This window comes from Rhodovulum sp. FJ3 (assembly GCF_032918305.1).
GTDB lineage: Bacteria > Pseudomonadota > Alphaproteobacteria > Rhodobacterales > Rhodobacteraceae > SAT37.
In genome coordinates this window covers 95,387-121,160 of the sequence record NZ_JAWJUU010000001.1, presented here as the reverse complement: position 1 = coordinate 121,160, position 25,774 = coordinate 95,387, and the positions used below count along the sequence as shown (strand labels likewise).

At 62.2% G+C, this 25,774-nt stretch carries 27 protein-coding genes; 22 read left to right on the top strand and 5 right to left on the bottom strand.

The window, feature by feature from the left end; genetic code table 11:
- Positions 1-6 precede the first annotated feature (6 nt).
- From hpaH to R1W00_RS00500, 5 genes are read right to left on the bottom strand one after another with little or no spacing between them, the layout of a single operon-like run.
- Positions 7-807, bottom strand: coding sequence for a 2-oxo-hept-4-ene-1,7-dioate hydratase (hpaH, locus tag R1W00_RS00520; protein WP_317261582.1), 801 nt, complete (start codon positions 805-807; stop codon positions 7-9).
- Entirely contained in the window at positions 807-1,679 is an 873-nt protein-coding gene (locus tag R1W00_RS00515) for a fumarylacetoacetate hydrolase family protein (RefSeq protein ID WP_317260758.1), read from the bottom strand. Before R1W00_RS00515 ends, hpaH begins: the two co-directional genes overlap by 1 nt.
- A gap of 11 nt (positions 1,680-1,690) precedes the next feature.
- Positions 1,691-2,671, bottom strand: a complete 981-nt coding sequence (gene hpaD / locus R1W00_RS00510) for a 3,4-dihydroxyphenylacetate 2,3-dioxygenase (RefSeq protein ID WP_317260757.1) — start codon at positions 2,669-2,671, stop codon at positions 1,691-1,693.
- A 47-nt stretch (positions 2,672-2,718) separates the two neighbouring features.
- On the bottom strand, positions 2,719-4,230 hold the full coding sequence (hpaE, locus tag R1W00_RS00505; protein ID WP_317260756.1) for a 5-carboxymethyl-2-hydroxymuconate semialdehyde dehydrogenase: 1,512 nt from the start codon (positions 4,228-4,230) through the stop codon (positions 2,719-2,721).
- 10 nt (positions 4,231-4,240) lie between these two features.
- The gene (locus R1W00_RS00500; protein ID WP_317260755.1) at positions 4,241-4,630 is read right to left on the bottom strand and encodes a 5-carboxymethyl-2-hydroxymuconate Delta-isomerase; all 390 of its coding nucleotides are present in this window, start codon (positions 4,628-4,630) and stop codon (positions 4,241-4,243) included.
- A gap of 98 nt (positions 4,631-4,728) precedes the next feature.
- On the opposite strand from R1W00_RS00500, the gene hpaR reads away from it, so the two are divergent.
- From hpaR to hypE, 22 genes are all read left to right on the top strand, one after another.
- Entirely contained in the window at positions 4,729-5,187 is a 459-nt protein-coding gene (gene hpaR / locus R1W00_RS00495; RefSeq protein WP_317260754.1) for a homoprotocatechuate degradation operon regulator HpaR, read from the top strand.
- Between the two features lie 162 nt (positions 5,188-5,349).
- A complete protein-coding gene (pxpB, locus tag R1W00_RS00490) occupies positions 5,350-6,072 on the top strand; it encodes a 5-oxoprolinase subunit PxpB (protein ID WP_317260753.1) in 723 nt (240 codons plus the stop codon).
- 55 nt (positions 6,073-6,127) lie between these two features.
- Positions 6,128-7,489, top strand: a complete 1,362-nt coding sequence (locus R1W00_RS00485; RefSeq protein WP_317260752.1) for a sensor histidine kinase — start codon at positions 6,128-6,130, stop codon at positions 7,487-7,489.
- A complete protein-coding gene (locus R1W00_RS00480) occupies positions 7,486-8,478 on the top strand; it encodes a HupU protein (protein WP_317260751.1) in 993 nt (330 codons plus the stop codon). The genes R1W00_RS00485 and R1W00_RS00480 overlap by 4 nt, the downstream gene beginning before the upstream one ends.
- Positions 8,475-9,905 (top strand): nickel-dependent hydrogenase large subunit, encoded by a 1,431-nt coding sequence (locus tag R1W00_RS00475; RefSeq protein WP_317260750.1) that lies wholly within the window; start codon positions 8,475-8,477, stop codon positions 9,903-9,905. Before R1W00_RS00480 ends, R1W00_RS00475 begins: the two co-directional genes overlap by 4 nt.
- Before the next feature lie 94 nt (positions 9,906-9,999).
- Positions 10,000-12,228 carry a carbamoyltransferase HypF gene (hypF, locus tag R1W00_RS00470; protein ID WP_317260749.1) on the top strand — a complete coding sequence of 743 codons (2,229 nt, stop codon included), beginning with the start codon at positions 10,000-10,002 and terminating at the stop codon, positions 12,226-12,228.
- A gap of 290 nt (positions 12,229-12,518) precedes the next feature.
- Positions 12,519-13,613 (top strand): hydrogenase small subunit, encoded by a 1,095-nt coding sequence (locus R1W00_RS00465; RefSeq protein ID WP_317260748.1) that lies wholly within the window; start codon positions 12,519-12,521, stop codon positions 13,611-13,613.
- Positions 13,614-13,616: 3 nt separating this feature from the next.
- Positions 13,617-15,407, top strand: a complete 1,791-nt coding sequence (locus R1W00_RS00460; RefSeq protein WP_317260747.1) for a nickel-dependent hydrogenase large subunit — start codon at positions 13,617-13,619, stop codon at positions 15,405-15,407.
- A gap of 10 nt (positions 15,408-15,417) precedes the next feature.
- Entirely contained in the window at positions 15,418-15,606 is a 189-nt protein-coding gene (locus R1W00_RS00455; protein ID WP_317260746.1) for a hypothetical protein, read from the top strand.
- 3 nt (positions 15,607-15,609) lie between these two features.
- Entirely contained in the window at positions 15,610-16,386 is a 777-nt protein-coding gene (cybH, locus tag R1W00_RS00450; protein WP_317260745.1) for a Ni/Fe-hydrogenase, b-type cytochrome subunit, read from the top strand.
- Positions 16,387-16,664: 278 nt separating this feature from the next.
- Positions 16,665-17,270, top strand: a complete 606-nt coding sequence (locus R1W00_RS00445) for a HyaD/HybD family hydrogenase maturation endopeptidase (RefSeq protein WP_317260744.1) — start codon at positions 16,665-16,667, stop codon at positions 17,268-17,270.
- 1 nt (position 17,271) lies between these two features.
- Positions 17,272-17,592 carry a HypC/HybG/HupF family hydrogenase formation chaperone gene (locus R1W00_RS00440; RefSeq protein ID WP_317260743.1) on the top strand — a complete coding sequence of 107 codons (321 nt, stop codon included), beginning with the start codon at positions 17,272-17,274 and terminating at the stop codon, positions 17,590-17,592.
- A gap of 26 nt (positions 17,593-17,618) precedes the next feature.
- Positions 17,619-18,002 (top strand): hydrogenase accessory protein, encoded by a 384-nt coding sequence (locus R1W00_RS00435; protein WP_317260742.1) that lies wholly within the window; start codon positions 17,619-17,621, stop codon positions 18,000-18,002.
- A gap of 27 nt (positions 18,003-18,029) precedes the next feature.
- Positions 18,030-18,869: a hydrogenase expression/formation protein gene (locus R1W00_RS00430; protein WP_317260741.1), complete on the top strand. Its 840-nt coding sequence runs from the start codon at positions 18,030-18,032 to the stop codon at positions 18,867-18,869.
- Positions 18,866-19,705 carry a [NiFe]-hydrogenase assembly chaperone HybE gene (gene hybE / locus R1W00_RS00425; RefSeq protein ID WP_317260740.1) on the top strand — a complete coding sequence of 280 codons (840 nt, stop codon included), beginning with the start codon at positions 18,866-18,868 and terminating at the stop codon, positions 19,703-19,705. Before R1W00_RS00430 ends, hybE begins: the two co-directional genes overlap by 4 nt.
- Positions 19,705-20,580 carry a hydrogenase expression/formation protein HupK gene (locus R1W00_RS00420; protein ID WP_317260739.1) on the top strand — a complete coding sequence of 292 codons (876 nt, stop codon included), beginning with the start codon at positions 19,705-19,707 and terminating at the stop codon, positions 20,578-20,580. The genes hybE and R1W00_RS00420 overlap by 1 nt, the downstream gene beginning before the upstream one ends.
- The gene (hypA, locus tag R1W00_RS00415; RefSeq protein ID WP_317260738.1) at positions 20,573-20,914 is read left to right on the top strand and encodes a hydrogenase maturation nickel metallochaperone HypA; all 342 of its coding nucleotides are present in this window, start codon (positions 20,573-20,575) and stop codon (positions 20,912-20,914) included. Before R1W00_RS00420 ends, hypA begins: the two co-directional genes overlap by 8 nt.
- Positions 20,914-21,777 (top strand): hydrogenase nickel incorporation protein HypB, encoded by an 864-nt coding sequence (gene hypB / locus R1W00_RS00410; protein WP_317260737.1) that lies wholly within the window; start codon positions 20,914-20,916, stop codon positions 21,775-21,777. The genes hypA and hypB overlap by 1 nt, the downstream gene beginning before the upstream one ends.
- Positions 21,778-21,779: 2 nt before the next feature.
- Entirely contained in the window at positions 21,780-23,267 is a 1,488-nt protein-coding gene (locus R1W00_RS00405; RefSeq protein ID WP_317260736.1) for a sigma-54 dependent transcriptional regulator, read from the top strand.
- A gap of 2 nt (positions 23,268-23,269) precedes the next feature.
- Complete coding sequence (locus R1W00_RS00400) at positions 23,270-23,566, top strand: HypC/HybG/HupF family hydrogenase formation chaperone (RefSeq protein WP_317260735.1); 297 nt, start codon at positions 23,270-23,272, stop codon at positions 23,564-23,566.
- On the top strand, positions 23,563-24,705 hold the full coding sequence (gene hypD / locus R1W00_RS00395; protein ID WP_317260734.1) for a hydrogenase formation protein HypD: 1,143 nt from the start codon (positions 23,563-23,565) through the stop codon (positions 24,703-24,705). The genes R1W00_RS00400 and hypD overlap by 4 nt, the downstream gene beginning before the upstream one ends.
- Positions 24,702-25,742, top strand: coding sequence for a hydrogenase expression/formation protein HypE (gene hypE / locus R1W00_RS00390; RefSeq protein ID WP_317260733.1), 1,041 nt, complete (start codon positions 24,702-24,704; stop codon positions 25,740-25,742). Before hypD ends, hypE begins: the two co-directional genes overlap by 4 nt.
- Positions 25,743-25,774: the final 32 nt, after the last annotated feature.

Here is a 25,774-nt window from a genome sequence, read left to right as displayed (position 1 = left end):
GGCCTCCTATGCGAAATTCACTGTGACGCGGCCGAAACTGCCGTAATCGGCGTCGATGCGCGTGCCGGACGGGCATTCGATCGGGGCGATGAACGAGCCCGCGAGGACGACCTGACCGGCCTCGATCCGTTGACCGTATTGGCCCATGCGTTCGGACAGCCAGACAATCCCCATCACCGGATCGTTCAGAACAGCGGCGCCAAGGCCGGTCGCGACGACCTCGTCGTTCTTGGTCAAAATCGCCCCGACCCAGCGTAGATCGACCGTGTTCGGATCGTGTTTCTGCGGGCCCAGAACGATACCGCCATTGGCCGCGTTGTCGGCGACGGTGTCGAAAATCTTGCGCGTCTGGCCGGTGTCGGCATCGGCGCGCACGATCCGTGTGTCGAGGATTTCAATCGACGGGGCGACGTAATCGGTGGCCGCCAGAACCTGTTCGCGCGTGACCTTGCCCGACAGGGGGGCCTTCATCACAAAGGCGATCTCGGCCTCGATCCGCGGCTGGATGAACCGGTTTGCGGGCACGGTGCAGCCATCGGCGAAATCCATGTCGTCATAGATCACGCCACTGTCGGGGGTGGAAATCCCCAATGCGTCCTGCATCACCTTGGACGTCAGGCCGATTTTCCAGCCGATGATGGTGCGCCCTTGGGCCAGCTTTTGCGCCATCTGCGCCGACTGGATCGCATAGGCATCGTCCAGCGTGATCTCGGGGTGGCGACGCGACAACAGACCGATCTGTTGCCGTGTCTCTTCGGCCCTGAGCAGGTCGGCAGCGGCGGTGGTGATATCGTCCTTGGACAGCATCATTCGTCCGCCACGCCGTTGCGCAGGATGCCGATGCCTTCGGCCTCGACCTCAACTACGTCACCGGGTTTCAGCCACTTGGGCGGGTCGAACCGCGCGCCCGCGCCGGTGGGCGTGCCACAGACGATCACATCACCGGGCACCAGCGTGCAAAAGGTCGAGACGTAATTCACGATGAACCGGAAATCGAACATCATGTTCGATGTGCGGTCGTTCTGGCGCACCTCGCCGTTCACGCGGGTGGTCAGTTCGATATCGTCCAGCTGATCCGCGCCGCGGAACGGGACCAGCCACGGGCCAATCGCGCCGGTGCTGTCCCAGTTCTTGCCTTGGGTCACGTTGAATTTGGCGTGGCGCACCCAATCGCGGATCGTGCCCTCATTGCACAGGGTCAGGGCGGCGATGTGGTCATAGGCGTCTTCGCGCGCGATGCGGCGACCGCTTTTGCCGATGACGATGGTGACCTCGCCCTCATAGTCCAACTGTTCGCTCTCGGGCGGGCGGATCATATTGCCGCCGTGACCGGTGAACGAGCGGGGAAAGCGGATGAACATCGACGGTTTTGTCGGCTGGGCCTGACCGTCTTTGTATTCGGCGTTGCGGTCGGGGAAGTTCACCCCGATACAGATCAGCTTTTCCGGACGCGCAATCGGGATTTGATAGGTCACGTCCTCTTCGCGGTAGGTGGGCGCGCGCCCCTCGGCGGCGGCGATCACCTCTTCCAGCGCGCCGGCCTCAACCACGTGCTGAAGCGTCGGGAAACGCGCGCCGTACTCGGGCGTCATGTCGATGAGACCGGCGTCCGTCACAACGCCATAGCGATCAGAACCATTGGCGTGAAAGGCGGCAATGCGGGCAGGGATGGGTGTCATGATCCGTCTCCTCAGGGGGCGATGATCGGCGTTGCGGCCAGATCGCTGTCCTTGGGTTCTACGCCGGTAAAGGTCGAACCGTGTTCAAACCAGCTGCGCGGGGCAGGGGCACCCCAGAGGGTTTGGCGTTGGGGGTCTTTGAGGTCCCATTTGATCGCCTCAAGGTCGGGATCGACCGTCTGATAATCCGAGCAATAGATCTCGATCCGGTGCCCGTCGGGGTCGAGGATATAGAGGAAAAACGCGTTCGAAATCCCGTGCCGACCCGGACCGCGTTCGATGTTGGAGACATAGCCGGTGGTCGCCATCAGGTCGCACAGGTCGATGATGTTCAGAGGCGTCGGCACCCAGAACGCGGTGTGATGCAGGCGCGGTCCCAGACCGTTGGTGAATGCGATGTCATGCACGCCGCCCTTGCGGTGGGTCCATGCGGCCCAGAGGCGTCCGCTCTCTTCGTCCTCGGTGTATTCGGTCACGCGGAACCCGATTTCGTTATAGAACGCGACGCTCTCGTCCACGGACTGCGAGTAACAGTTGAAATGGTCGATGCGCAGGGGTTTCACACCTTTGTAGAGCTCGTATTTCTGGTGGATCGGCGCAAGGCGGTCCATTTTGAAATAGAACTCAATCGGCATCCCATAGTTGTCGGTGGTGGCAAGGGTGCGACCCTGATAGGGGCGGTCCACCCATTCCACGGTGTGACCTTTGGCGGCGAACCAATCATGCGCCTTGTCCAACTCGCCCTCGTCAAACACCTTGAACGATAGCGAGTGCACCTCGCTGGCCTCGGATTTGCGCAGAACCATGCAGTGATGGCCGCGCTCTTCCATGGCGCGCAGATAGATGGTCTGCTCATCCTCATCCGTGACCTGTAGCCCAAGGATATCGACATAGAACTTGCGCGACGCGGCAAGGTCCTTGACCCCGAACACGACGTGGCTGAGGCGCAGGATGTTGAACGGCGGGTAGAGATTGGGGGCCGGAATGGGCATGTCTCTGTCTCTCTCTTTGTCTGTCTTGTCGGTGGGAAACGGGGCGCTTAGCCGCCCAGTTTCGGAACCTTGTGGTATTGGCGCGGAAAGCTGACGTTGACGGTTTCCATGTAGAAATCGAAGGACCAGTCGCCGCCGTCCCGCCCGATGCCCGATGCCTTGACCCCGCCAAAGGGGCTGGGCAGGTGGCGGATGTTTTCCGAATTCACCCACATCATACCGGCCTCAAGGTTGTCGGTCATGTACATCGCGCGGTTCAGGTCGTTGGTCCACAGATAGGCGGCCAGACCGTATTGAACGTCGTTCGCGATGCGCAGCGCGTCCGCGTCATCCTTGAACGGGATCGCGGTCAGGACGGGGCCAAAGATTTCCTCTTGGGCGATATCCATGTCATTGGTGGCATTGGTGAACAGGGTGGGGCGGACATAGCATCCCGCATCCCCGATCTTTTCCCCACCGGCGGCGATGGTCGCGCCGCTTGCGCGGGCCTTGTCAAAATAGGACAGGACCTTGGCCTCGTGTTCCGGGTGGATCAACGGCCCGACAACGGTTTCGGGGTCAAGCGGGTGGCCCACCTTAATGCGGTTGGCGACCTCGGCCACCTTGGCGGTAAAGTCGTCATAGATGTTTTCCTGCACCAACAGGCGCGAGGACGACGTGCAGCGCTCGCCGTTCAGCGAATAGATCATGAACGCCGCCGCATCGACCGCGCGTTCCATATCCGCGTCGTCAAACACGATGACGGGGTTCTTGCCGCCCAGTTCAAAATGAACGCGTTTCAGGGTCTCGGCCCCTTGGCGCATGATCATTGACCCTGTGCGGCTCTCACCCACAAAGGCAATCGCCTTGATATCGGGATGTTCGGTCAGGGCGCGGCCCGCGTCTTCGCCAAAGCCGTTCACAAGGTTCAGAACCCCCTTGGGCAGACCGGCCTCTTCGGCGATCTCAACCAACAGTTTCGCGGTCATAGGGCTAAATTCCGCGGGTTTGTGCACGACGGTACAACCGGCGGCCAGCGCGGGCGCGATTTTCCACGTCGACAGCATGAACGGCGTGTTCCACGGGGTGATGACGCCCACGGGGCCGATCGGACGGCGCGAGGTGACGTTCATCTGCGTCGGGTTGCGCAGGGCCTGACCGTCCTCGGCCGTGGGGGCCTGATCCGCGAAAAAGCGGAAGTTGGCGGCGCCACGGATTGCGGCCTTGGACATGAACCGCAGGGCCTGACCGGTGTCCATGCATTCGGTAAAGGCGATTTCCTCGGCGCGGGCCTCAATCAACTCGGCGACCTTGATCAGGATGGCGCGGCGTTCCTTGCCCGGCGTTTTCGACCAGGTTTTGAACGCCTCTTTGGCGGCGGCGACGGCGGCGTTGATGTCGCTCTCGTCGCCCTTGGCCACTTGGGCCAGAACTTTGCCATCCACGGGCGAGATGGTTTCGAACATCTTGCCGGACGCGGCGGGCACGCTGGCCCCGTTGATGTGGTTCATCACGCCGGTCTCGGCGAATTTGGCCATATAGGCGGTGGCCTTGCTCAGGTTGTCCTCAAGAGCGCTCATTGTGGTTCCTTCACGTCTGGCCCGACAGGCGGGTGTGAATGGGGGTGTCTTTCCAGCTGAGGTCGGGGTTGATCACCCTGATCTCCAGCGACAGTGCGAAATGGGGTGTGGCCAGTGGTCCGCTCAGGGCCTCTTGCGCGGCGGCAAAGATCAGGTCGCCCGCCGTGCGTAGGTCCTCGGTGCTGCGTCCTGCGCCGACCGACAGGGTCATGGCCATGAAATCGTTCTCGGGCAGGGCGTCGCCCACAATCGCGACATCGGCCTGATAGGCGCGCACGCGGATGCCGGCCTTGGGGAAAATCCCCGCGCGCAGCATGGCGTCATAAAGCGCCTTACAGATGCTCTTCATGTCGGCACGCGCCGTCAGGCCTGCCGAATATTCAATCGCGAGATGTGGCACGAATCCCTCCTCCGTGCTTCATTAACATGTTAAGTTTAAATTGCCTTGTCAACAGGCCCGATTTGCCGCCATGGAAAAAGAGACAAGAGGAGAGCCCCATGACACGCCCCAAGGCACAGGACGGTTTTGGCCTTGCGCAGACGCGGCGCACGCTGCCGATTTTGCTGTTGCGCGCGCGTGAGGCGGTGATGGAAAACTTTCGCCCGCTCTTGGCCGCGCATGATATCACTGAACAGCAATGGCGCGTGATCCGTGTTCTGGAAGAGGTGGATCAGGTCGATGCAAGTTACCTTGCCGAACAGGCCTCGATCCTTGCGCCGTCCCTGACGCGGATCATGCGGGCGCTGGAAAAACGCGGGTTTATTCAAGGTGTTCGCGACGAAAACGACGGGCGGCGGACACTGGTTCACCTGACCGATGAGGGGCGCGCCTTTATCCACAAAATCGCCCCCGAAAGCGCGCAAATCTATGCGGATATCGAGGCTAAAATCGGCGTGGACAACATCGAGGCCCTGCTGGATCAGCTAGAGGCGCTGCTTGCCGCGCTGGACGGCTGAGGCCCCGCAAGGGCGGCGCGACATATACGGATGCACGGTTCGGTGCGAAATCGGTTGCGCAAATGTTTACGGTTGATCTCAATAGGATAGGTTCGCCCTGAGCGCCTTGCGCGGTGGGGGCAGGGTCGTAATACTAAGGTCCTAGTTTAGACCGAGGTGACCGTGACCCAAGCTGCTTTGCTCGTCCATCCCTGTGGGGACCGCGCCCTGTCGCTGCGGGTGGCCGCGAACGGTCCCGCGCTTGCCGGTGACAAGATCATCGCACTGGCCCAGAGCCTGCGCGAGGACCCCCTGAACGGTGTTGTCGAAACCGTGCCGACCTGTGACGCGCTCTTGGTGATTTATGACCCGCAAACGGTGCCCTTTGCCCATGTGCGCGCGGGACTGGAGGACCGGTTTGCCGATCTGCCGGATCAGGCATTGATCGGGCGGATGTGGGATATTCCGGTGGTCTACGGGGGCGATGTCGGTGTCGATCTGGACGCGCTGGCGCATGCCAAACGCATGTCGCGTGACGCGCTGATCACCCTGCATGCCAGCGCGACTTACAGCGTTTATATGGCGGGCGGCGCGCCCGGATTTGCCTATCTCGGCGGTCTGCCCGAGGTTCTGCACGCGCCGCGTCTGGCGGTGCCCCGTCCGCGGGTCGAGGCAGGCGCGGTCGGCATTGGCGGGCGGCAGGCGGCGGTCACATCGGCGGCGGGCCCGTCGGGGTGGCGCTATATCGGGCAGACGCCGGTTTGTCTGCTGGATCAAACCCGCGACGACCCGATCCTGATGCGGGCGGGCGATCGGGTGCGGTTCTATGCCGTAAGCGCGGCCGATGGCCGCCAGATGGCGCGCACCAAATTCGCCCCCGAGCCGCGCGTTTTGTCCGCCCCCTAAGCGGCCCCTTTTCGGGGGCGGGATTGCCCGCTATCATCCCCGAAAGAGGACCACCATGCAGCCCAAATTCGACAATCCCTTTACCGGCATGACCGGCGATATGGACGACACCGTTTGGGGCGACGTTCTACAGGCCGTGGACAAGACCTACGCCGAACTGGTGGATTATCAGGAACGGCTAGAGGCGCAGAATATCGAACTGCAGGCGCTGCGCACCTTTACTGCGTCGATCATGGGCTCGATCAGCGACTTTTTGGTGGTCGTGGACAAGGACGGGTCGATTGCGGATGCAAGCACTTCGCTGTGCCGCGCGCTGGAACTGGATGTCGCGCATCTGACCGGCTGTCCGATCTCGGCCTTTTTCGAGGGGGCCGAGCAAGAGCGCCTGATGCAGGCCCTTGGCCGCGCCATCCAGGAACGCCATGAGGTCACGGTCGAGGCCGAGTTGACCACGCCAAACGGCCCCGAGGCGGTGGAAATCCGCGTCTCGCCCCGTCTGGACCGGCGGCGCAAACCGACGGGCGCGGTTCTGACCGGTCGGCCCATGGGCGAACTGCGCCGCGCCTATTCCGAACTGGCCCAAAGCCACGACGCTCTCAAGGCCACGCAAATCCATCTGGTCCGCAACGAAAAGCTGGCCTCGCTCGGGCGTCTGTTGGCCGGTGTGGCGCATGAGTTGAACAACCCGATCAGCTTTGTCTACGCCAACGCCCATGCGATGGAAAAATACGCCTCGCGGTTTGAAACCTATTTCGACAAGGTGCAAAAAGGCGCCTCGCGACAGGACCTGATTGAACTGCGTAAGTCATTGAAACTGGACCGCGAATTGAAAAACATGCGTCTGGCGATTGAAGGCGCGCGCGACGGGGCGGAACGCGTGCGTGATATTGTTGAGGACCTGCGCCGTCTCTCCGCCGAGGGCGCGGGAGAGATGTCGCGCTTTGACATCGCCAAGGTCGCCCAGATCGCCACCAACTGGGTCGCGCGGGGTGAGAAATCCGAGTTCGACCTGTCCTATCACGGGGACGCGGAATGCATGGTGTTCGGGCGTCCGGGCCATATTCAACAGGTTATCATGAACCTTGTTCAAAACGCGGTCGACGCGATGCAGGGTCAGGATAGTCCGGCGGTCGATATCACCTTTGAAACGGCGGGCGATCAGGCGATTGTGACGGTCTGCGACAACGGGCCCGGTGTTCCGCCCGAGATCGCGACGACTATCTTTGATCCGTTTTTCACCACCAAGGACGTCGGCAAGGGGACCGGTTTGGGATTGTCCATTTCACACAAGATCGTTGAAGAGCACGGCGGCACCCTGTCACTGGGCGAAGGCGGCCGTTTGGGCGGGGCCTGTTTCCGGATGGTCTTGCCGAATGCGGGACCTGATGCGGACCCTGCTACGGGAGCCGTGCGATGAATATTCTGTGGCTGCAATCGGCGGGCTGTGGCGGGTGTACGATGTCGCTGCTCTGTGCCGAGGACCCGAACGTGATGGACCTGTTGGACGGGGCGGGGTTGTCGTTCCTGTGGCATCCGTCCCTCAGTGAAATGACCGGCGCGCCGGTGCGCCGGATGCTCGAGGCGATCGAGGCGGGCGAGCAAGAGCTCGACATCCTGTGCATCGAGGGGTCTATCGTGCGCGGGCCGAACGGGACGGGGCGCTATCACATCCTTGCGGGGACCGGACGGTCCATGCTGGACTGGGTGCGGGCCCTGTCCAAACGGGCGAAATATGTGGTGGCCGTGGGCACCTGCGCGACCTATGGCGGCGTGACTTCGGCGGGGGAAAATCCGTCGGACGCGATTGGCGTGCAATATGACGGCGCGCATCGGGGCGGGGCCTTGCCCGCTGAATTCCTGTCCACGGGCGGGATGCCGGTGATCAACGTCGCGGGCTGTCCCACGCATCCCGATTGGGTGACCGAGACGTTGATGTTGCTGGCCGCCGGTGAGATGACGCCAGACGCACTGGACGGCTATGGGCGGCCACGGTTTTACGCCGATCATCTGGTCCATCACGCCTGTCCGAAAAACGAGTTCTATGAATATAAGGCCAGCGCGACCAACCTGTCCGAAATGGGCTGTATGATGGAGCATCTGGGCTGTGTCGGGACCCAAGCCGTGGGCGATTGCAACATCCGCACATGGAACGGCGAGGGCAGTTGCACCCGCGCCGGATACCCCTGCATCAACTGTACCGCGCCTGAATTTGAGGAACCCGGCCACGGGTTTACAGAAACGCCGAAATTCGCGGGCATCCCCGTGGGGCTGCCGTCCGACATGCCCAAGGCATGGTTCATGACGCTGGCCAGCCTGTCCAAGGCCGCAACACCCCACCGGATCGGCGTCAACGCCACTGCCGACCGCATTTCGGTGCCCCCCACCTTGCGAAAGCCCAAGTCATGAGCGAAACCCAGCTGCTGGTCGGACCCTTTAACCGTGTTGAGGGCGATCTGGAAATCCGTCTGGATGTGGCCGAGGGGCGCGTGGCCTCGGCCTTTGTGAATTCGCCCCTGTTTCGCGGGTTTGAGCGGATGTTGCTGGGCAAGGGGCCGCGCGATGCGCTGACCATTACGCCGCGCATTTGCGGGATTTGCTCGATCAGCCAATCCGCCGCCGCCGCGCGTGCCTTGGCCGACGCCGCCGGTGTGATGCCCCCGCCCGACGGGGCGCGGGTGGCGGCCTTGTTGCACGCGGTTGAAAACGTGTCCGACCATCTGGTGCATTTCAACCTGTTCTTCATGCCCGATTTCGCGCGCATAGGCTATCAGGGGCGCGCGTGGCACGATCAGGTGGTGCGCCGGTTCACGGCGATTGAGGGCTCGGCCCTGCGCCAAGCGACCGAGGCGCGCGCGCAACTGTTGCATATTGTCGGGATGCTGGGCGGTAAGTGGCCCCATACCTTGGCCATTCAGCCAGGCGGCGTGACCCGCGCCCCGAGCGCGCGCGACAAGGTACGCATCGGGGCCAGCCTGCGCGCATTCCGCCGGTATCTGGAGGACACCGTGTTCGGCGCGGGGGTTGAGGAGTTTGCCGCCCTGAGCTCGGAAGAGGCGTTCCTGAACTGGGATCGTGGCGATGCGGGTCTGTTTGCCACGGTCGCGCGGGATTTGGGTCTGGCTGACTATGGATGCGGGCAGGGGCGGTATCTGTCCTTCGGGGCCTATCCGACCAATGACGGGCCGCTGTTTGCCTCGGGGCAATGGGACAACGGTGTTTTGTCGCCGCTGGACCTGACGGGCATGGTTGAGGATCACAGCCACGCATGGGTTCTGGGCGAGGGCGCCCATCCCGAACGGGGCGAGACATTGCCCGATGAGGACATGCGCGAGGACGCCTATAGCTGGTGCAAGGCGCCGCGCCTGAACGGGCAGGTGTTTGAGACCGGCGCGCTGGCGCGGCAGGTTGTGGTCGGTCATCCGCTGGCCCGCGACCTTGCGCGGCGCGGCGGGGTGGTCGGACGTGTTGGCGGGCGGTTGTTGGAGCTGGCCCTGACACAGATCGAGATGGAGCGCCTGTTGGCCGACATCCACCCCGAGGCGCGGTTCATGGATCGGGTCGAATTGCCCCGTGAGGGCGAAGGCGTCGGTCTGGTCGAGGCAGCGCGCGGGGCGCTGGGGCATTGGATCCGGATCGAGGGCGGTGTCATCAGCAGCTATCAGATCGTTGCGCCCACCACGTGGAATTTCAGCCCCCGCGATGCGGGTGGTGTGGCGGGGCCGGTCGAGGCGGCCTTGGTTGGGGCGGTGGTGCAAGAGGGCGAAGATACCCCCCTGTCGGTTCAGCACATCGTGCGCAGTTTCGACCCCTGTATGGTTTGTACGGTGCATTGATGGCGGTGCGCGTTTGTCTGGTCGTGCTGGGGGGCGCTGCCCCCCGCCTGCGGCCCCCCCCCGAGTATTTTGACCAAGCTGAAGAGGCGCGCGGATGAGCGGGGCCGTGGAAATCCGTGTGCGCGGGCAGGTGCAGGGCGTGGGCTTTCGCCCCTTTGTCTGGGGGATTGCGCGCCGGTTCGGGGTGTCCGGTTGGGTCAAGAATGACGCCGAGGGGGTGTTGATCGGGGCCTCTGGCGGACAGGTCGATGCGTTTATTGTGGCGATTACCGCTGAGGCGCCGCCCTTGGCGCGGGTGGATGCGGTTGAGGTGGTCGAGGTAGAGGGCGCGTTCGCGGGGCCGTTCGAGATTGTCGCCAGTGGCGGCGCGGGGGCAGAGACGCGGGTGACGCCGGATGCGGCGGTGTGCGAGGCCTGTTTGGGCGAGGTGATGGATGCCGGTGATCGCCGGTTTGGGTACCCGTTTGCCAATTGCACCCATTGTGGCCCGCGGTTTTCGATCATTTCGGGTCTACCCTATGATCGGGCGATGACCAGTATGGCGCGCTTTCCCATGTGTGAGGCGTGCCGTGCGGAGTATGAGGATCCCGCCGACCGACGGTTCCATGCACAACCCGTGGCCTGTGCCGAGTGTGGTCCGCGTGTTTGGGTGGAGCCCGAGGGCGGGGATGATCCGATTGCCGAGGCGGCGGCGCGGTTGCGGGCGGGACAGATCTTGGCCGTCAAGGGGATCGGCGGGTTTCATCTGGTCTGTGATGCGCTGAACGCCGAGGCGATTGCCACGTTGCGGGCGCGCAAGCACCGGCCCGCAAAGCCCTTGGCCGTCATGGCGGAAATGGAGACGATTGAGCGCTATGCGCTGATAAATGCCTGGGGCCGGGAGGCGCTTTGCGATCCGGCGGCGCCGATTGTGGTGCTGGAGGAGGGCGAGGCGCGCCTGCCAGACGGGATCGCGCCGGGGCAGGGGATGGTGGGGTGGATGCTGCCCTATACGCCGCTGCACCATCTGTTGATCCGTGCCGTGGGCGGGCCGTTGGTGATGACCTCGGGCAATCTGTCGGGCGAGCCGCAGGTGATCGGCAACCAAGAGGCGCGCGAGAAGCTGGCCCCGATTGTCGACGGGTTCGTCATGCACGACCGCGATATTGCGCGCCGGTTGGATGATAGTGTCGAGGGCCTGATGCGGTGGGGGCGGATGGTGCTCCGTCGTGCGCGGGGGCAGGTGCCGGGGACGATCCCGCTGCCCCCGGGGTTTGAGGGCGCACCGCAGGTGGTGGCCTATGGCGGGCAGATGAAATCGGCGATCTGTCTGATCAAGAACGGGCAGGCGTTGCTGGGGCATCATCTGGGCGAGCTGGATGAGGCCCTGACGTGGGATGCCTTTCTCGAGGCGGATGCGGATTACGCGGCCCTGTTCGATCACCGGCCCGAGGTTGTGGCGGTCGATCTGCACCCCGAATACCGCGCGACCAAGCACGGGCGGGCGCGGGCGGATCGGGAGGGTTTGCGGCTGGAAGAGGTGCAGCATCACCATGCGCATCTGGCGGCCTGTATGGCAGAGAAAGGCTGGCCCCTAGATGGCGGCAAGGTGGTCGGGCTGATCCTCGACGGGACCGGTTTGGGCGCGGATGGAACCCTGTGGGGGGGCGAGGTTCTGATCGGCGATTACCACGGGTTTGACCGGTTTGAGTATTTGAAACCTGCGCCCCTGATCGGGGGGGATATGGCCGCGCGCGAGCCGTGGCGCAATGCGCTGGCGCGGTTGGATCAGGCGGGTCTGGCGCAGGAGGCCGACCGGTTGTTCGGGGATAAACCGCTGGCCATGGCGCGGATGGCGGCAGAGCGGGGTGTGAATGCGCCGATGTCGTCGAGTGTGGGGCGGTTGTTTGATGCAGTTGCGGCGATCCTTGGGATTTGTCCCGATGGGCAGAGTTATGAGGGGGAGGCGGCGATGCGTCTGGAGGCGCTGGCGCGCTCATCCGATCTCAGGCGTGTCGCGACGCCCTTTGAGGGGTTGTATCCGTCCGAGATGATCCGCCACATCGTGACCCAGCGCGCGGCGGGGGCCAAGGACGCCGATCTGGCCTATGCGTTTCATCTGTGGGTGGCGCGGGGTTTTGGGGTTGCCGCCCTGAGAGCGTTGGTCAGCAGCAGGGCCGAAGCGGTTGTTCTGTCGGGCGGGTGTTTCCAGAACAGGGTGCTGTTGAATATGGTGATTGAAGCCATGTCGGACACCATCGTCATGCTCCATGAAAAAACGCCCGCCAATGATGGTAGTTTGGCCCTTGGGCAGGCGGTGATCGCGGCGGCGCGGTGCCTTTAGGCGTCGCAAACGAACCACGCGAGGGTCCGGCGCAATTGCCGCAGTGCAGTATTTGTCGCAGGTGAAAAGCCATTGACCACAAGGGTGCAAAGCCGGTTGCAACCCATCCGGTCACATCCGCGTCAGGCTGTCTGAAATCCCCGTAACATCCTGATTTAAAGACCAATTTTAATTTCGCCAAAACTTGCATCATAGTTTTGCGATTCAGGGCGCTCCGGTGGCTTACTGCATCCTGTACGGATGTATGCATTTGCATCCCGAACGGGAAACCGCATTGGGGAGGGCCAGCATTGAGCCAGATTGAAACCTTCTATGATGTCATGCGACGCCAGGGGATCACCCGTCGCAGCTTCATGAAATACTGTTCGCTGACAGCGGCAGCTCTGGGCCTTTCGCCCAGCTTTGTGCCGAAAATTGCCCATGCCATGGAAACCAAGCCGCGTACGCCGGTGATCTGGGTCCATGGTCTGGAATGTACCTGTTGTTCCGAGAGCTTTATCCGCTCGGCCCACCCGCTGGCCAAGGATGTGGTTCTGTCGATGATCAGCCTTGATTACGATGACACTCTGATGGCCGCTGCTGGTCACGCTGCCGAGGCCGCGTTTGAAGAGACCATCGAGAAATACAAAGGCAACTACATCCTCGCCGTTGAGGGCAACCCGCCCCTGAACGAAGACGGGATGTTCTGCATCACCGGCGGTAAGCCCTTTGTCGAAAAGCTGCGCCATGCGGCCAAAGACGCCAAGGCGATCATCAGCTGGGGGGCCTGTGCGTCCTATGGCTGTGTTCAGGCCGCCAAGCCGAACCCGACCCAAGCCACGCCCGTGCACAAGGTCATCACCGACAAACCGATCATCAAGGTGCCTGGCTGTCCGCCGATCGCCGAGGTGATGACCGGCGTGATCACCTATATGCTGACGTTTGACCGTCTGCCCGAACTGGACCGTCAGGGCCGTCCGGCGATGTTCTATTCCCAGCGTATCCACGACAAATGCTACCGCCGTCCGCACTTTGACGCCGGTCAGTTCGTCGAGGCATGGGACGACGAGAACGCGCGCAAAGGCTACTGCCTGTACAAGATGGGCTGTAAGGGCCCGACCACGTACAACGCCTGTTCGACCGTACGCTGGAACGAAGGCGTGTCCTTCCCCATCCAATCGGGCCACGGCTGTATCGGCTGTTCCGAAGACGGGTTCTGGGATCAGGGCAGCTTCTATGATCGGGTGACCGATCTGACCCAATTCGGGGTCGAGAAAAACGCGGATGAGGTCGGCCTTGCTGCCGCTGGTGTCGTGGGGGCCGGTGTGGCCGCACATGCCGCCGTATCCGCGCTGAAGGCGGCGCAAAAGAAAACACAATCCGCGCCGAGCAAAGAGGAGGCATAAGCCATGACAGTAACGCCGAACGGCTTTGACCTCGACAACACGGGCCGACGTATCGTCGTTGACCCCGTGACCCGTATCGAGGGGCACATGCGTTGCGAAGTGAACGTTGACGAGAACAACGTGATCCGTAACGCGGTTTCGACCGGCACGATGTGGCGCGGTCTTGAGGTGATCCTCAAGGGTCGTGACCCGCGTGATGCTTGGGCCTTTACCGAGCGCATCTGTGGCGTTTGCACCGGTACGCACGCTCTGACCTCGGTTCGTGCGGTTGAGGACGCGTTGGGGATCACCATTCCCGACAACGCCAACAGCATCCGGAACATGATGCAGCTGAACCTCGAAATCCACGATCACGTCGTGCATTTCTATCACCTGCACGCTCTGGACTGGGTGAACCCGGTCAACGCTCTGCGCGCTGACCCCAAGGCGACCTCGGAACTGCAGCAAAAGGTCAGCCCGAACCACCCGCTCAGCTCGCCGGGGTATTTCCGTGACGTGCAAAACCGTCTGAAGAAATTCGTCGAGAGCGGTCAGCTGGGCCTGTTCAAGAACGGCTATTGGGACAACCCCGCCTATCTGTTGCCGCCCGAGGCGGACCTGATGGCGACGACCCACTATCTTGAGGCGCTGGATCTGCAAAAAGAAATCGTCAAGGTCCACACGATCTTTGGCGGTAAGAACCCGCACCCGAACTGGCTGGTGGGCGGTGTTCCGTGCCCGATCAACGTGCACTCGACCGGTGCGGTTGGCGCGATCAACATGGAACGCCTGAACCTTGTCAGCTCGATCATCGACAAATGTATCGAGTTCAACAAGAACGTGTACCTGCCCGACGTTGCCGCCATCGGCAGCTTCTACAAGAACTGGCTCTATGGGGGCGGTCTGTCGTCCAAGGCATGTCTTGCCTATGGCGATATCCCCGAGAACCCGAACGACTTTAGCCCCGAGCAGCTGCACCTGCCGCGTGGCGCGATCATCAACGGCAACATGAACGAAGTTCACGATGTTGATCCGCGCGACCCCGAGCAGGTTCAGGAATACGTGGATCACTCGTGGTACACCTATGGTGAGGCTGGCAAGGGTCTGCACCCGTGGGATGGTATCACCGAGCCGAACTTTGAACTGGGTCCGAACGCCAAAGGCACCAAGACCAACATCAAAGAGCTGGACGAAGCCGCGAAATACTCTTGGATCAAGGCACCGCGCTGGCGTGGGAACGCGATGGAAGTTGGCCCGCTGGCCCGCTACATCGTGGGCTATGCCAAAGGTCACGAAGACATCAAGGATCAGGTCGACGGCTTCCTTGGCCGCATGAACCTGCCCGTTGATGCGCTGTTCTCGACGCTGGGCCGGACGGCTGCGCGTGCATTGGAGAGCGAATACTGTGGCCGCTTGCAAAAGCACTTCTTTGACAAGCTGGTGACCAACATCAAGAACGGCGACGAAAGCACCGCCAACATTGAAAAGTGGGATCCCTCGACCTGGCCGAAAGAAGCCAAGGGCGTTGGCATGACCGAGGCACCGCGCGGTGCTCTGGGTCACTGGATCAAGATCAAGGACGGCCGCATTGAGAACTATCAGTGCGTTGTTCCCACCACTTGGAACGGCAGCCCGCGGGACACCAAAGGCAACATCGGTGCGTTTGAGGCCAGCCTGATGAACACCCCGATGGAGCGTCCTGACGAGCCGGTCGAAATCCTGCGCACCCTGCACAGCTTTGACCCCTGCTTGGCCTGTTCGACCCACGTGATGTCGCCGGACGGTGAAGAGCTGTCCAACGTAAAAGTGCGCTAAGGAGGCCACCATGAAGAAACTTGCGTTTGCTGTAACTTTTGCATCGCTGGCCGCCGCTCCCGTAATGGCTCACACCGGACATGATCCGGTGCTGGGCAACGGGGTTGCGCACTGGCTGTTGTCGCCGCTGCACGGCGTTGGCGTTCTGGCCCTTGCGGGCGCTCTCTTTGGGCTGCGCACTCTGCGCCGCAAGGAGTGAGCCATGGCCGAGGACACGATTCACGTTCCAAACCCCGGTGTTGAGCCGCTGCCGACCGCGCAATTGACGGGTGACGCAACGGCGGACGATATCGAAAGCATCCGTAAACGGACCTCTGTGTTCGTTTACGAATGGCCGGTCCGTCTGTGGCACTGGGTGAATGCGGCCTGTATTCTGGTCCTGTGCGTAACGGGGTGGTTCATCGCCAGCCCGCTGCCCACCATGAACTTTGCCGAGGCGACCCATCAGTTCGTCATGGGCTATATCCGGTTCGCGCACTTTGCTGCGGCCCAGATCCTGACGGTCGGGTTCTTTGCCCGTATCTATTGGGCCTTTGTCGGCAACCACCACGCGCGCCAGCTGTTCTATGTTCCGATCCTGAACAAACACTGGTGGCAAGAGGTGTTCTTTGAGCTGCGCTGGTACATGTTTATCGAAAAGCAGCCCAAGAAATACGTGGGTCACAACCCGCTGGCACAGATCGCGATGTTCTTCTTTATGACGTTGGGCACCACGTTCATGCTGCTGACCGGTTGGGCGCTCTATGCCGAAGGCGCAGGTCAGGGTTCGCTCCCTGATCAGGTCATGGGCTGGTTGATCGGTTTGGTGGGGAACACGCAGATCCTGCACACCTACCACCATCTGGGCATGTGGTTCATCGTGGTCTTTATGATCGTCCACATCTACGCGGCCATCCGCGAGGACATCATGAGCCGTCAGTCGATGGTTTCGACCATGATTTCGGGTCACCGGACGTTCAAGGACGACAGCCCCGAGTAAGACTGAATCAGTCGCTAAATTAGGCAAAAGGCGCACCGCTCGGTGCGCCTTTTGTCATTTTGGTTTCCGAAAATGTGGAAAAGTGGTTATCATCCTTTCACATACCTATGCCCGTATAGGTCGCAAAAGGGGTAAAAACGCATTGTATTCAAAGGCATGCCAAAACTGACTCTCAGGTGTTAATTTTCTGTCATGCTCTAAACTGGCAGGGATATTGTCACTCTGTACCCAATGCGGAAAGCCGCATGCCGAAATAAAGACCGGGTAGGGAGGAAAATATGGCTGAGACACTGATCCTTGGGATCGGCAATGTCCTGTGGGCAGACGAAGGCTTTGGCGTGCGTTGCGTCGAGCGTCTGTCCGAACTGCGCAGTTTCGATGACAATGTACGTTTGCTGGATGGGGGGACACAGGGGCTGTACCTGCTGCCCTTCCTCGAAGAGGCATCGCGCATGATCGTGTTCGATGCGGTCGATTACGGCCTGCAACCGGGCGAGATGAAGATCGTGCACAACGACGAGGTTCCCTCGTTCATGGGCGCCAAAAAGATGAGCCTGCACCAGACCGGTTTTCAGGACGTGATCGCGACGGCGCAACTGATGGGCTATTGCCCCGAAACCATGGTCCTGATCGGCTGTCAGCCCGAAGAGCTTGAGGATTACGGCGGGGGCCTGCGCGACATCGTGGCCGCACAGATCGATCCCGCGATCAAAGTCGCGCTCGGCATTCTTGATGACTGGGGTGTGGCGCATAGCGAAGGCCGCGCCGACCAGAGCCTGCTGGCCGATGCGTCGATCCTGCGCAGCGCCTATGAAGACGGGCGTCCCAGCGAGGAAGAGGCCTGTCGCACGGGCGACGACCGTTTCTTCCCCGAGAGCGCCTGACATGTGCGTTGGGGTTCCGATGCAGATCCTGTCGGTGGACGGGATCGCCGCCCGCGCCACCGATGGCCGGACCGAGGAATTGATCGACCTGTCGCTGACCGGCCCCGTGCCGGTGGGGGCGTGGGTTCTGACGTTTCTTGGGGCCGCGCGCGAAGAAATCACCGAGGCCGAGGCGCACAACATCAGCAAGGCGCTGGATGGTCTGCGCGCGCTGATGCAGGGCGATGAGCTTGGGGATGCTTTCGCCGACCTTGAGGCCCGCGGGCCGCAACTACCGCCACATCTCGCCGCCGCTGCCGCCGCAGGGCGCAGCACCGGCTGAGCACACAGATTAGGGAGACGCAACCAATGACACACCCATTGATTGACCGACTGACCACCGAATTCGGCTGGCCGGTTCTGGACAACGAAAACGACATCACCGAATTCACCCGCCGCGACGGCGCCCATGTGATTTTCATTCCGGGCGATGCGGCACGCAATCTGGAAACCGCCGATGTGGCGGTGATCCTGCCGGAACTGAAAATGGCGTTTCAGGGCAAGTTCGACTGCGCCGTGGCCGGTGACGCCGTGGAAACCAAGCTGCGCGAAGGGGTCAAGGTTCTGAAAACCCCCAGCCTGCTGTTTTACCGCGATGGCCAGTTCGTCAGCGGCATCGCCAAGGTGCGCGACTGGGACGAATACGTCGCGCGCATCACGCAAATCCTGTCAATGCCCGTCGCCGCCGAATAAGCGCCACATCAGGGAGAGGGAACACAGATGGTAAGCAACTTTCACCTACCGCCCACCGGCTATGGTCCGGGCTCGCAACCGCCCGAAGAGGACGGCGCAGAACTGCAGTATCTGCAAATGCCGCAGGACATGCGGTCCTATTCGCACCACATCCCCGAGGTCGAGGCCTCGCCCGAACTGGCGCCCGCGCTGGGGATGCTGGCCGAGATTTCGGCGGCCTGTCTGTCGGTCGCCCAAGGCATGCCGAACGTGCAATTCGACCTGCGCGAACTGGACACCGCCAACCGCGCCCTGATCGCCGAAACCATGGGGCAGGGCGAGGTATCGATCCGCATGCAGGGCGTCCCCGCCGTCGCCGCACAGGAAAGCGTCTTTGCAGGCGTCTGGGTCCTGAGCAGCGCCGACATGGACGCGATTGAGGTCGGTCCGGTGCCGCAACTGTCCCGCGACCGTGCCTTTGTCGCCAAGCGCGCGGGCCAAGGCCACGATGCGCCCAAGAACGCGCAGGTGGTGAACGCACCGCCCCTTTTGGTGGAAATGCTGGACAAATCCGCGAACTTTGATCCCTCCGCCGAGGCGCATGTGATCAACCTGACCCTGTTGCCCCACACCGAGGCCGATCTGGTCTGGCTGGATGAGGCACTGGGCGAGGGCTCGGTCACGATGCTGTCGCGCGGCTATGGCAACTGCCGTGTGACCGCGACCGCGCTGGATCATGTGTGGCGGGTCCAGTTCTTTAACTCGATGGACACGCTGATTTTGGACACGTTCGAAATCACCACCCTGCCTGCCGTGGTCGAGGCCGCAAGCGAGGACCTGCAAGACAGCGGTGAGCGTCTGGTCGAAGTTCTGGAGGCCATCCGATGAGCGGCTTTGAGGGCTCGTTTCTGGGCGCCAATGACAAGATCAGCGCACAGGCCATCATGGAGTGCAAAATCTGCTGGACGCCCTACGATCCGGCCGAGGGCGATGACACCCGTCAGGTTCTGCCGGGCACCGCGTTTCTGGACCTGCCTGACGATTGGAAATGCCCCAATTGCGATGCGCCCAAGGAACAGTTCCTTGTGTCCGAGGACCCCGGCGCGCAGAGCGTGATTGAGGCCTCGATCATCGAGCGGCGCACCGAATTGCTGGTCTCCGATTTCAATGAGGTCTGGCACGGCAAAATGCGCGATGTGCCCTTGGTGAACAAGCTGTTGCACGTTCAGGCCGTCGGGTTTCAGATGGTCGACGGGCGTCCGTTGGGCGTGCTGATTTCGCCATGGTTCATGAACCTGATCCAACTGCCCGCCGAGGGTGAGGATTGGTCGGACCTGAAGGCGGGGGAAAAGGAATACATGTCCTTCCCGTCGGGCGAATATGAGTTCATCCATAACTCGCGTGAAATGGTGGGGGGCTATAAGGCCTGCTCGCTGTTCTCGCCGATGAACGATTTCAAAACCCAAGCGCAGGCCGTGGATGTTGCGGCGGCGGTGATGGTGGCCCTCTTCCAAGAGGAACACCGCGCCGAAACCGACCGCAGCGCCGATATCCGCGCCACGCGTGAGGCCGAGGTCGCCGCCGTCGAAGAGGCCGAAGCCGCCGCCGCCGCCGAGGCAGAGGCCGATGAGGCCCCGATCGACGCCACCCCGACGCGCCGTCAGGTGATCACCGGTGGTCTGTCCGAGGGGGCAGAGGCCGCACCGCAGGGCGAGGCGGGCTGATGACCACGGGGCAGGCCATCGCGATGGACCGTCTGACGGTCACGCGTCCGGCACCGGTGCCGATTGAACGGCTGGTGCTGGGGCGTGACGTGGATGAGGTGATCGCGACCTTGCCCCGTATCTTTAACCTGTGCCGCGCGGCGCAGGAAACCGCGCTGCGTCTGGCGTTTGATCGTCCGGCAAGCATGGATGGCATCGCCGAGGAAATCCTGCGCGAGGGCATGATGCGCCTGTGTGTGATGTGGCCGCAGATGCTGGGCCTGACACCCACACGCCCCGACATGCAGGCCCCGCGCCGTGCCATGTTTGGCGATGCGGGGGCGTTTCCGGACACGGTCGCGGGGTTTCAGGCGTTTCTGGCGTCCGATCAAGGGGTTGCGCCGGTTTTGCGCGCGATCAATGACCGGTTCGCGCCTGGTGTGGCGGCGGTAAGCGGCCTGAATGATGTGACCGACGCCACGGTCATGGACACAGGCGCGGTCGAAAATTCCCCCGCGCTGCGTCACGCGGATCATCCGGTCCTGACGCATATTGCGCAGACGCACGGTCGTGCCCCCCTGTGGCGGGCCGTGGCGCGGGTGCTGGACGTGCAATCGGCATTGATTGGCACGGTGCCCGTGATGCGCATGGGCGCGGATGGCGTGGCAATTGTTCCCGCAGCGCGCGGGGTTTATGCGGTGCGGGCGCGCACCGACGGTGGGCGTGTCACCGCGTTTTCGCGCATCACGCCCACCGATCATATGCTGGCAACGGGCGGCGCGATTGATCAGACCATGGACAGCCTGTCCAATGGGCAACGTGGACTGGCGCCGCTGGCGCTGGCACTGATGGATCCCTGTGTGCCACTGACGATAAAGGGGTTGGAGGATGCATGAGATGTCCCTGTGCGAGGGTATTCGCACAGTCATCGAGGATCAGGCCGCCAAGCACGAGATCAAGGCGATCAAGACCGTGCGTGTGGAAATCGGCCGGTTCTCGGGCGTGGAAAAACCCGCGCTGGAATTCGCCTTTGACGTCGTCATGCGCGGCAGTGTGGCCGAGGGGGCCAAGCTGATCATGATCGACCTGCCGGGGCGGGCCATGTGCTATGATTGCGTGGCCGAGGTGGAAATTCAGGACAGGTTGGATCCCTGTCCGACCTGCGGCGGGGGCAAATTGATGCCGACCGCCGGTGACGAAATGCGGATCAAAGATTTGGAGGTGGTCTGATGTGCACTGTATGCGGATGCGGAACCGGAAGCGTCGAGGGCAACGCCCATAACCATGATCACGGGCACGATCATTCCCATGATCATAGCCACGGGCATCATCATCATCACCATGATCACCACCATCTCCACGGCGGCGACATCCATTTCGGCCAAGGTCCCGCCGGCACCGAAGTGCCCGGTATGACGCAGGACCGGTTGATTGAGATCGAGACCGACATCTTGGCGAAAAACGACCGCTATGCCGATGCGAACCGCGCGGTTCTGGGCGGGCGTGGCATTCTGGCGGTGAACCTTGTGTCCTCGCCGGGTTCGGGGAAAACGACCCTGCTGTGCAAAACGATTGAGGCGCTTGGCGATCAACCGCTGGCCGTGATCGAGGGCGACCAGCAGACCGCCAATGACGCCGACCGCATCCGTGCGACCGGTGCCCCTGCGGTTCAGGTCAACACCGGCAAGGGCTGTCATCTGGACGGCCATATGGTCGGCCACGCGATGGAGCATCTGGACCTTCAGGCGGGCTCGATCCTGTTTATCGAAAACGTCGGCAACCTTGTCTGTCCGGCGGCCTTTGATCTGGGTGAGGATTGCAAGATCGCGATCCTGTCGGTGACCGAGGGCGAAGATAAGCCGTTGAAATACCCCGATATGTTCACCGCCGCGCGGGTGGCCCTGTTGAACAAGGTCGATCTGGCACCGCATTGCGACATTGATCTGGACCTCTATGAAACCAACCTGCGCCGCGTGAACCCCACGATTGAGGTGATCCGCGTTTCGGCCCGCACGGGCGAGGGCATGCAGGACTGGCTGGCGTGGCTGCGCACGAACCTTGCGGCGAAATCGAATGCGCAGGCGGCGGAATAACCATGTCCGACCCGTTGCCAAGCATCCTGTTGGTCGATGACGAGGCGCATTCGCTGCAGGCGATGCGCATGGCGCTGGAGGATGATTTTGACTGTCTGACCGCATTGAACGCGGATGAGGCAACCAAGATCATGGAAGAGCATTTCGTGCAGGTGATCTTTTGCGACCAGCGGATGCCGGGGCGCAGCGGGGTCGAATTCCTGACCGAGGTGCGCGACCGGTGGCCCGAAACCATCCGCGTCATCATCACCGGCTATACCGAGACCAGCGATATGATCTCTGCGATCAATGACGCGGGCATCTATCAGTTCCTGACGAAACCGTGGCATCCCGATCAACTGGTCATGGCGGCGAAAAACGCGGCCGATCTGTTCCGGTTGAACCGCGATCACGAACGGCTGTCACTGGAGATGCGGTATCTGTCGCGCAACGTGGAAACCAAGCTCGAAGAGCAACGCAAGGCGCTGCGCGAGGGCTTGGGGTTCGAAAACGTGCTGCGCGGTCCCAATTCGCCGATGAATGCGGTGATCGCGCAGGCCCGCCAATTCGCAAGCTTTGACGTGCCAGTCCTGATTTCGGGCGAGCCGGGGACGGGGAAAACCGCGCTGGCGCGGGCGATGCATTACGGCTCGTTGCGCTCGGATCGGCCGTTTCACGAGATCAACTGTATCGGGGTTGAGGACGAGATCCTTGAACTGGAACTGTTCGGCGCGCGGCGCGGGGCGGTGCAGGGCATCCAGACGAACAAGGTCGGGTTGCTGCAAAAGGCGGATCGCGGAACGTTGTTCATCAACGGGATCGCGGACCTCAGCCCGCGCTTGCAACTGGCGCTGATGCGCTTCGCGCGGGACGGCAGTTTCCGGCCCGTCGGCGGGCATGAGGTGCTGCGATCCGATGTGCGCTTGTTGACCGGTTCGTCCAAGGACCTGCGCCTAGAGGTCGCGCGCGGAGCGTTCCGCAGCGATCTCTACTATGCGCTGTCGATGGCGGTTCTGGCGGTGCCCTCGCTGCGGGCGCGGCGGTGCGATGTGCCCTTGTTGGCCCAGAGCCTGTTGTTCGACGCGGCCTCGACCCACGGCAAACCCGTGCATGGTCTGTCCGACGATGCGGTCAAGTTCCTTGAGAACTACGACTGGCCCGGCAACCTGCGCGAGTTGGAAAACGAGATGGTGCGCATGCTGATCTTTAGTCAGGCCAGCATTCTGGGTCCCGAACTGATCTCGCGCCACATCCTACAGGCCGCACCGGGGGATGAGGGGACGGATGAACGTCTGGACACCGTTCTGGTCGGTGAGGGGACGCTGAAGGATCGGGTTGAACAGATCGAGATGCGCATCCTGCGCGAAACCCTGACCCGTCTGAAATGGAACAAAAGCCGCGCGGCCAATGAACTTGGCCTGTCGCGGGTCGGCCTGCGGGCGAAAATCGACCGCTATGGCATTGCGGAACCAAGTCGCGCCTCGGCAGGCGCCGATGATGAGGAGGAATAGGCATGTGTTTGGGCATCCCTGGGCAAATCGTTGAAATCACGGACGAAAGCCGCCTGATGGCCATGGCCGACGTGTCGGGCGTGCGCCGCGAGGTCAGCGTCGCCTGTATCGCCGACGGCCCGTTGACGGATTTGATCGGCGCATGGGCGTTGATCCACGTCGGTTTCGCCATGAGCCGCATCGACGAGGACGAGGCGGCCGCGACCCTTGAGGCGCTGCATGCGTTGGGCGAGGTGCAAGAAGAGCTTGAGGCGATGGCCGCCGGTCAAGAGGCCATGAAGGAGGGGGCAGAGGCATGAAATACGCAGACGAATTTCGCGATCCCAAGGCCGCCAAGGCCCTGTTGGACCGCATCGGTGCCGTCGTCGATCAGATCGGCGCGACCAAGGAAAAACCGGTCTACATCATGGAAATCTGCGGCGGGCACACGCATGCGATTTTCCGCTATGGCTTGGACAAACTGACGCCCGAAGGCATTGAATTCATTCACGGTCCGGGCTGTCCCGTCTGTGTTCTACCGATCAGCCGTGTGGACGAATGCGTGCAATTGGCCGAACGCCCCGAGGTGATTTTCACCACCTTTGGTGACGCGATGCGCGTGCCCGGCACACGCAAGAGCCTGCTACAGGCCAAGGCGGACGGCGCGGACATCCGCATGGTCTATTCACCTCTGGACGCGCTGGAACTGGCGCGGCGCAATCCCGATCGGGAGGTCGTGTTCTTTGGCCTTGGGTTTGAGACCACAACGCCCTCGACCGCGCTGTCGATCCAACAGGCCGCGCGCGAAGGTCTGACCAATTTCACCGTCTTCTGTAACCACATCACGGTGCCGCCGCCCCTCAAGGCGCTGCTGGACGATCCGCATATGATCCTTGACGGGTTTGTCGGGCCGGGCCACGTGTCGATGGTGATCGGGATCGAACCCTATCAGTTCATCGCGCGCGATTACGGCAAGCCGTTGGTCGTGGCGGGGTTTGAGCCGCTGGACCTGTTGCAATCGGTTTTGATGGTGCTGGAACAAATCCGCGATGGCCGCGCCGAGATTGAAAACCAATATTCCCGCGTGGTGCCCGATCACGGCAACCCCGTGTCGATTGCGGCGATTGAAGACGTCTATGAAACCCGCCCGTCGTTTGAATGGCGCGGTTTGGGCGAGATCGACGTCAGCGGTCTGCGCATTCGTGAGAAATACCGCGCGCATGACGCCGAGGAGAAGTTCGGCATAGGCTATGGTGCGGGTCCACGCCATGTTGAGGAGCCTGAGGGCTGTGCCTGTGGTCAGGTGATGACCGGCCGGATCAAGCCCGTGGCCTGTCCGCAATTCGGCAAGGGTTGTACGCCGGAAATGCCGCTGGGCGCGCTGATGGTCAGTTCCGAGGGCGCCTGTGCCGCCTATTATCAATACGGTGGCGCGCGCGTGTCCGAGGTGGCGGAATGAACATGATGTCCCGACCCAAGCTGCGCGATCAACGGGTGACCCTGTCCCATGGGGGCGGGGGCAAGGCGATGCGCGATTTAATTGAACATGTGTTCACATCCGTGTTCGAACCCGCCTCGATGGAGGATCAGGCGCGTCTGATGAACGATGCCATTCAGGAGACGGGCGCGCGTCTGGCGTTCACCACGGATAGCTTTGTCGTTGATCCGATTGAATTTCCGGGTGGCGACATCGGCAAAATCGCGGTCTGTGGCACGGTCAACGATCTGGCCGTGGGGGGCGCGAAACCCCTGTGGCTGTCGGCGGCGTTCATCATCGAAGAGGGCACCGAGATTGCCTTGCTTGAACGCATTGTCGCCAGCATGAAGGCCGAGGCCGACAAGGCTGGCGTGCGTATCGTCACCGGCGACACCAAGGTCGTCGGGCGCGGCAGCGCGGATAAGGTGTTCGTGACGACGGCGGGTGTGGGCGTGATTGCGCCCGATGTCCACCTGTCTGCCGATCTGATCCAACCGGGTGATGTGGCGATTGTGAACGGCGTTCTGGGCGATCACGGGGCGGCCATTCTGGCGGCGCGGGGCGACATGGCGCTGAGCACCGATATCGTGTCGGATTGTCAGGGTCTGGGCCATCTGATGCAGACGGTTCTGGCCGCCGCACCGAACACCCGCGCGGCGCGCGATGCGACCCGTGGCGGCGTGGCCTCGGCCCTGAACGAGATGGCAGAGGCCGCGAAACTGGCCATCGAGATTGAGGAAACCGCACTGCCCCTACGGCCCGAGGTCAAGGGCGTGTGCGAAATTCTGGGCCTTGATCCGCTCTATCTGGCGAATGAGGGCACGTTGGTTGTCTTCGTTCCGGCGGATGAGGCCGACGCCGCACTGGCCGCGATGCGTGCCACGGATGCAGGCCGCGATGCGGTTGTGATCGGGCGCGCCCACGCGGGTGAGGCCGGTCGCGTCACCATGCGCACCCTGTTCGGGGGCGCGCGCATCGTCGATATGCTGGTTGGCGAACAACTGCCGCGTATCTGTTGATCAATTGCGCGCAGGGTGGTTTAACCCCGCCC

Bases quoted from the DNA above. Each gene is read 5' to 3' on its own strand.
- hpaH (WP_317261582.1), bottom strand. From the start codon at position 807: ATGCTGTCCAAGGACGATATCACCACCGCCGCTGCCGACCTGCTCAGG.
- R1W00_RS00515 (WP_317260758.1), bottom strand. From the start codon at position 1,679: ATGACACCCATCCCTGCCCGCATTGCCGCCTTTCACGCCAATGGTTCT.
- hpaD (WP_317260757.1), bottom strand. From the start codon at position 2,671: ATGCCCATTCCGGCCCCCAATCTCTACCCGCCGTTCAACATCCTGCGC.
- hpaE (WP_317260756.1), bottom strand. From the start codon at position 4,230: ATGAGCGCTCTTGAGGACAACCTGAGCAAGGCCACCGCCTATATGGCC.
- hpaR (WP_317260754.1), top strand. From the start codon at position 4,729: ATGACACGCCCCAAGGCACAGGACGGTTTTGGCCTTGCGCAGACGCGG.
- R1W00_RS00485 (WP_317260752.1), top strand. From the start codon at position 6,128: ATGCAGCCCAAATTCGACAATCCCTTTACCGGCATGACCGGCGATATG.
- R1W00_RS00480 (WP_317260751.1), top strand. From the start codon at position 7,486: ATGAATATTCTGTGGCTGCAATCGGCGGGCTGTGGCGGGTGTACGATG.
- R1W00_RS00475 (WP_317260750.1), top strand. From the start codon at position 8,475: ATGAGCGAAACCCAGCTGCTGGTCGGACCCTTTAACCGTGTTGAGGGC.
- hypF (WP_317260749.1), top strand. From the start codon at position 10,000: ATGAGCGGGGCCGTGGAAATCCGTGTGCGCGGGCAGGTGCAGGGCGTG.
- R1W00_RS00460 (WP_317260747.1), top strand. From the start codon at position 13,617: ATGACAGTAACGCCGAACGGCTTTGACCTCGACAACACGGGCCGACGT.
- R1W00_RS00455 (WP_317260746.1), top strand. From the start codon at position 15,418: ATGAAGAAACTTGCGTTTGCTGTAACTTTTGCATCGCTGGCCGCCGCT.
- cybH (WP_317260745.1), top strand. From the start codon at position 15,610: ATGGCCGAGGACACGATTCACGTTCCAAACCCCGGTGTTGAGCCGCTG.
- R1W00_RS00445 (WP_317260744.1), top strand. From the start codon at position 16,665: ATGGCTGAGACACTGATCCTTGGGATCGGCAATGTCCTGTGGGCAGAC.
- R1W00_RS00440 (WP_317260743.1), top strand. From the start codon at position 17,272: ATGTGCGTTGGGGTTCCGATGCAGATCCTGTCGGTGGACGGGATCGCC.
- R1W00_RS00435 (WP_317260742.1), top strand. From the start codon at position 17,619: ATGACACACCCATTGATTGACCGACTGACCACCGAATTCGGCTGGCCG.
- R1W00_RS00430 (WP_317260741.1), top strand. From the start codon at position 18,030: ATGGTAAGCAACTTTCACCTACCGCCCACCGGCTATGGTCCGGGCTCG.
- hybE (WP_317260740.1), top strand. From the start codon at position 18,866: ATGAGCGGCTTTGAGGGCTCGTTTCTGGGCGCCAATGACAAGATCAGC.
- R1W00_RS00420 (WP_317260739.1), top strand. From the start codon at position 19,705: ATGACCACGGGGCAGGCCATCGCGATGGACCGTCTGACGGTCACGCGT.
- hypA (WP_317260738.1), top strand. From the start codon at position 20,573: ATGCATGAGATGTCCCTGTGCGAGGGTATTCGCACAGTCATCGAGGAT.
- hypB (WP_317260737.1), top strand. From the start codon at position 20,914: ATGTGCACTGTATGCGGATGCGGAACCGGAAGCGTCGAGGGCAACGCC.
- R1W00_RS00405 (WP_317260736.1), top strand. From the start codon at position 21,780: ATGTCCGACCCGTTGCCAAGCATCCTGTTGGTCGATGACGAGGCGCAT.
- R1W00_RS00400 (WP_317260735.1), top strand. From the start codon at position 23,270: ATGTGTTTGGGCATCCCTGGGCAAATCGTTGAAATCACGGACGAAAGC.
- hypD (WP_317260734.1), top strand. From the start codon at position 23,563: ATGAAATACGCAGACGAATTTCGCGATCCCAAGGCCGCCAAGGCCCTG.
- hypE (WP_317260733.1), top strand. From the start codon at position 24,702: ATGAACATGATGTCCCGACCCAAGCTGCGCGATCAACGGGTGACCCTG.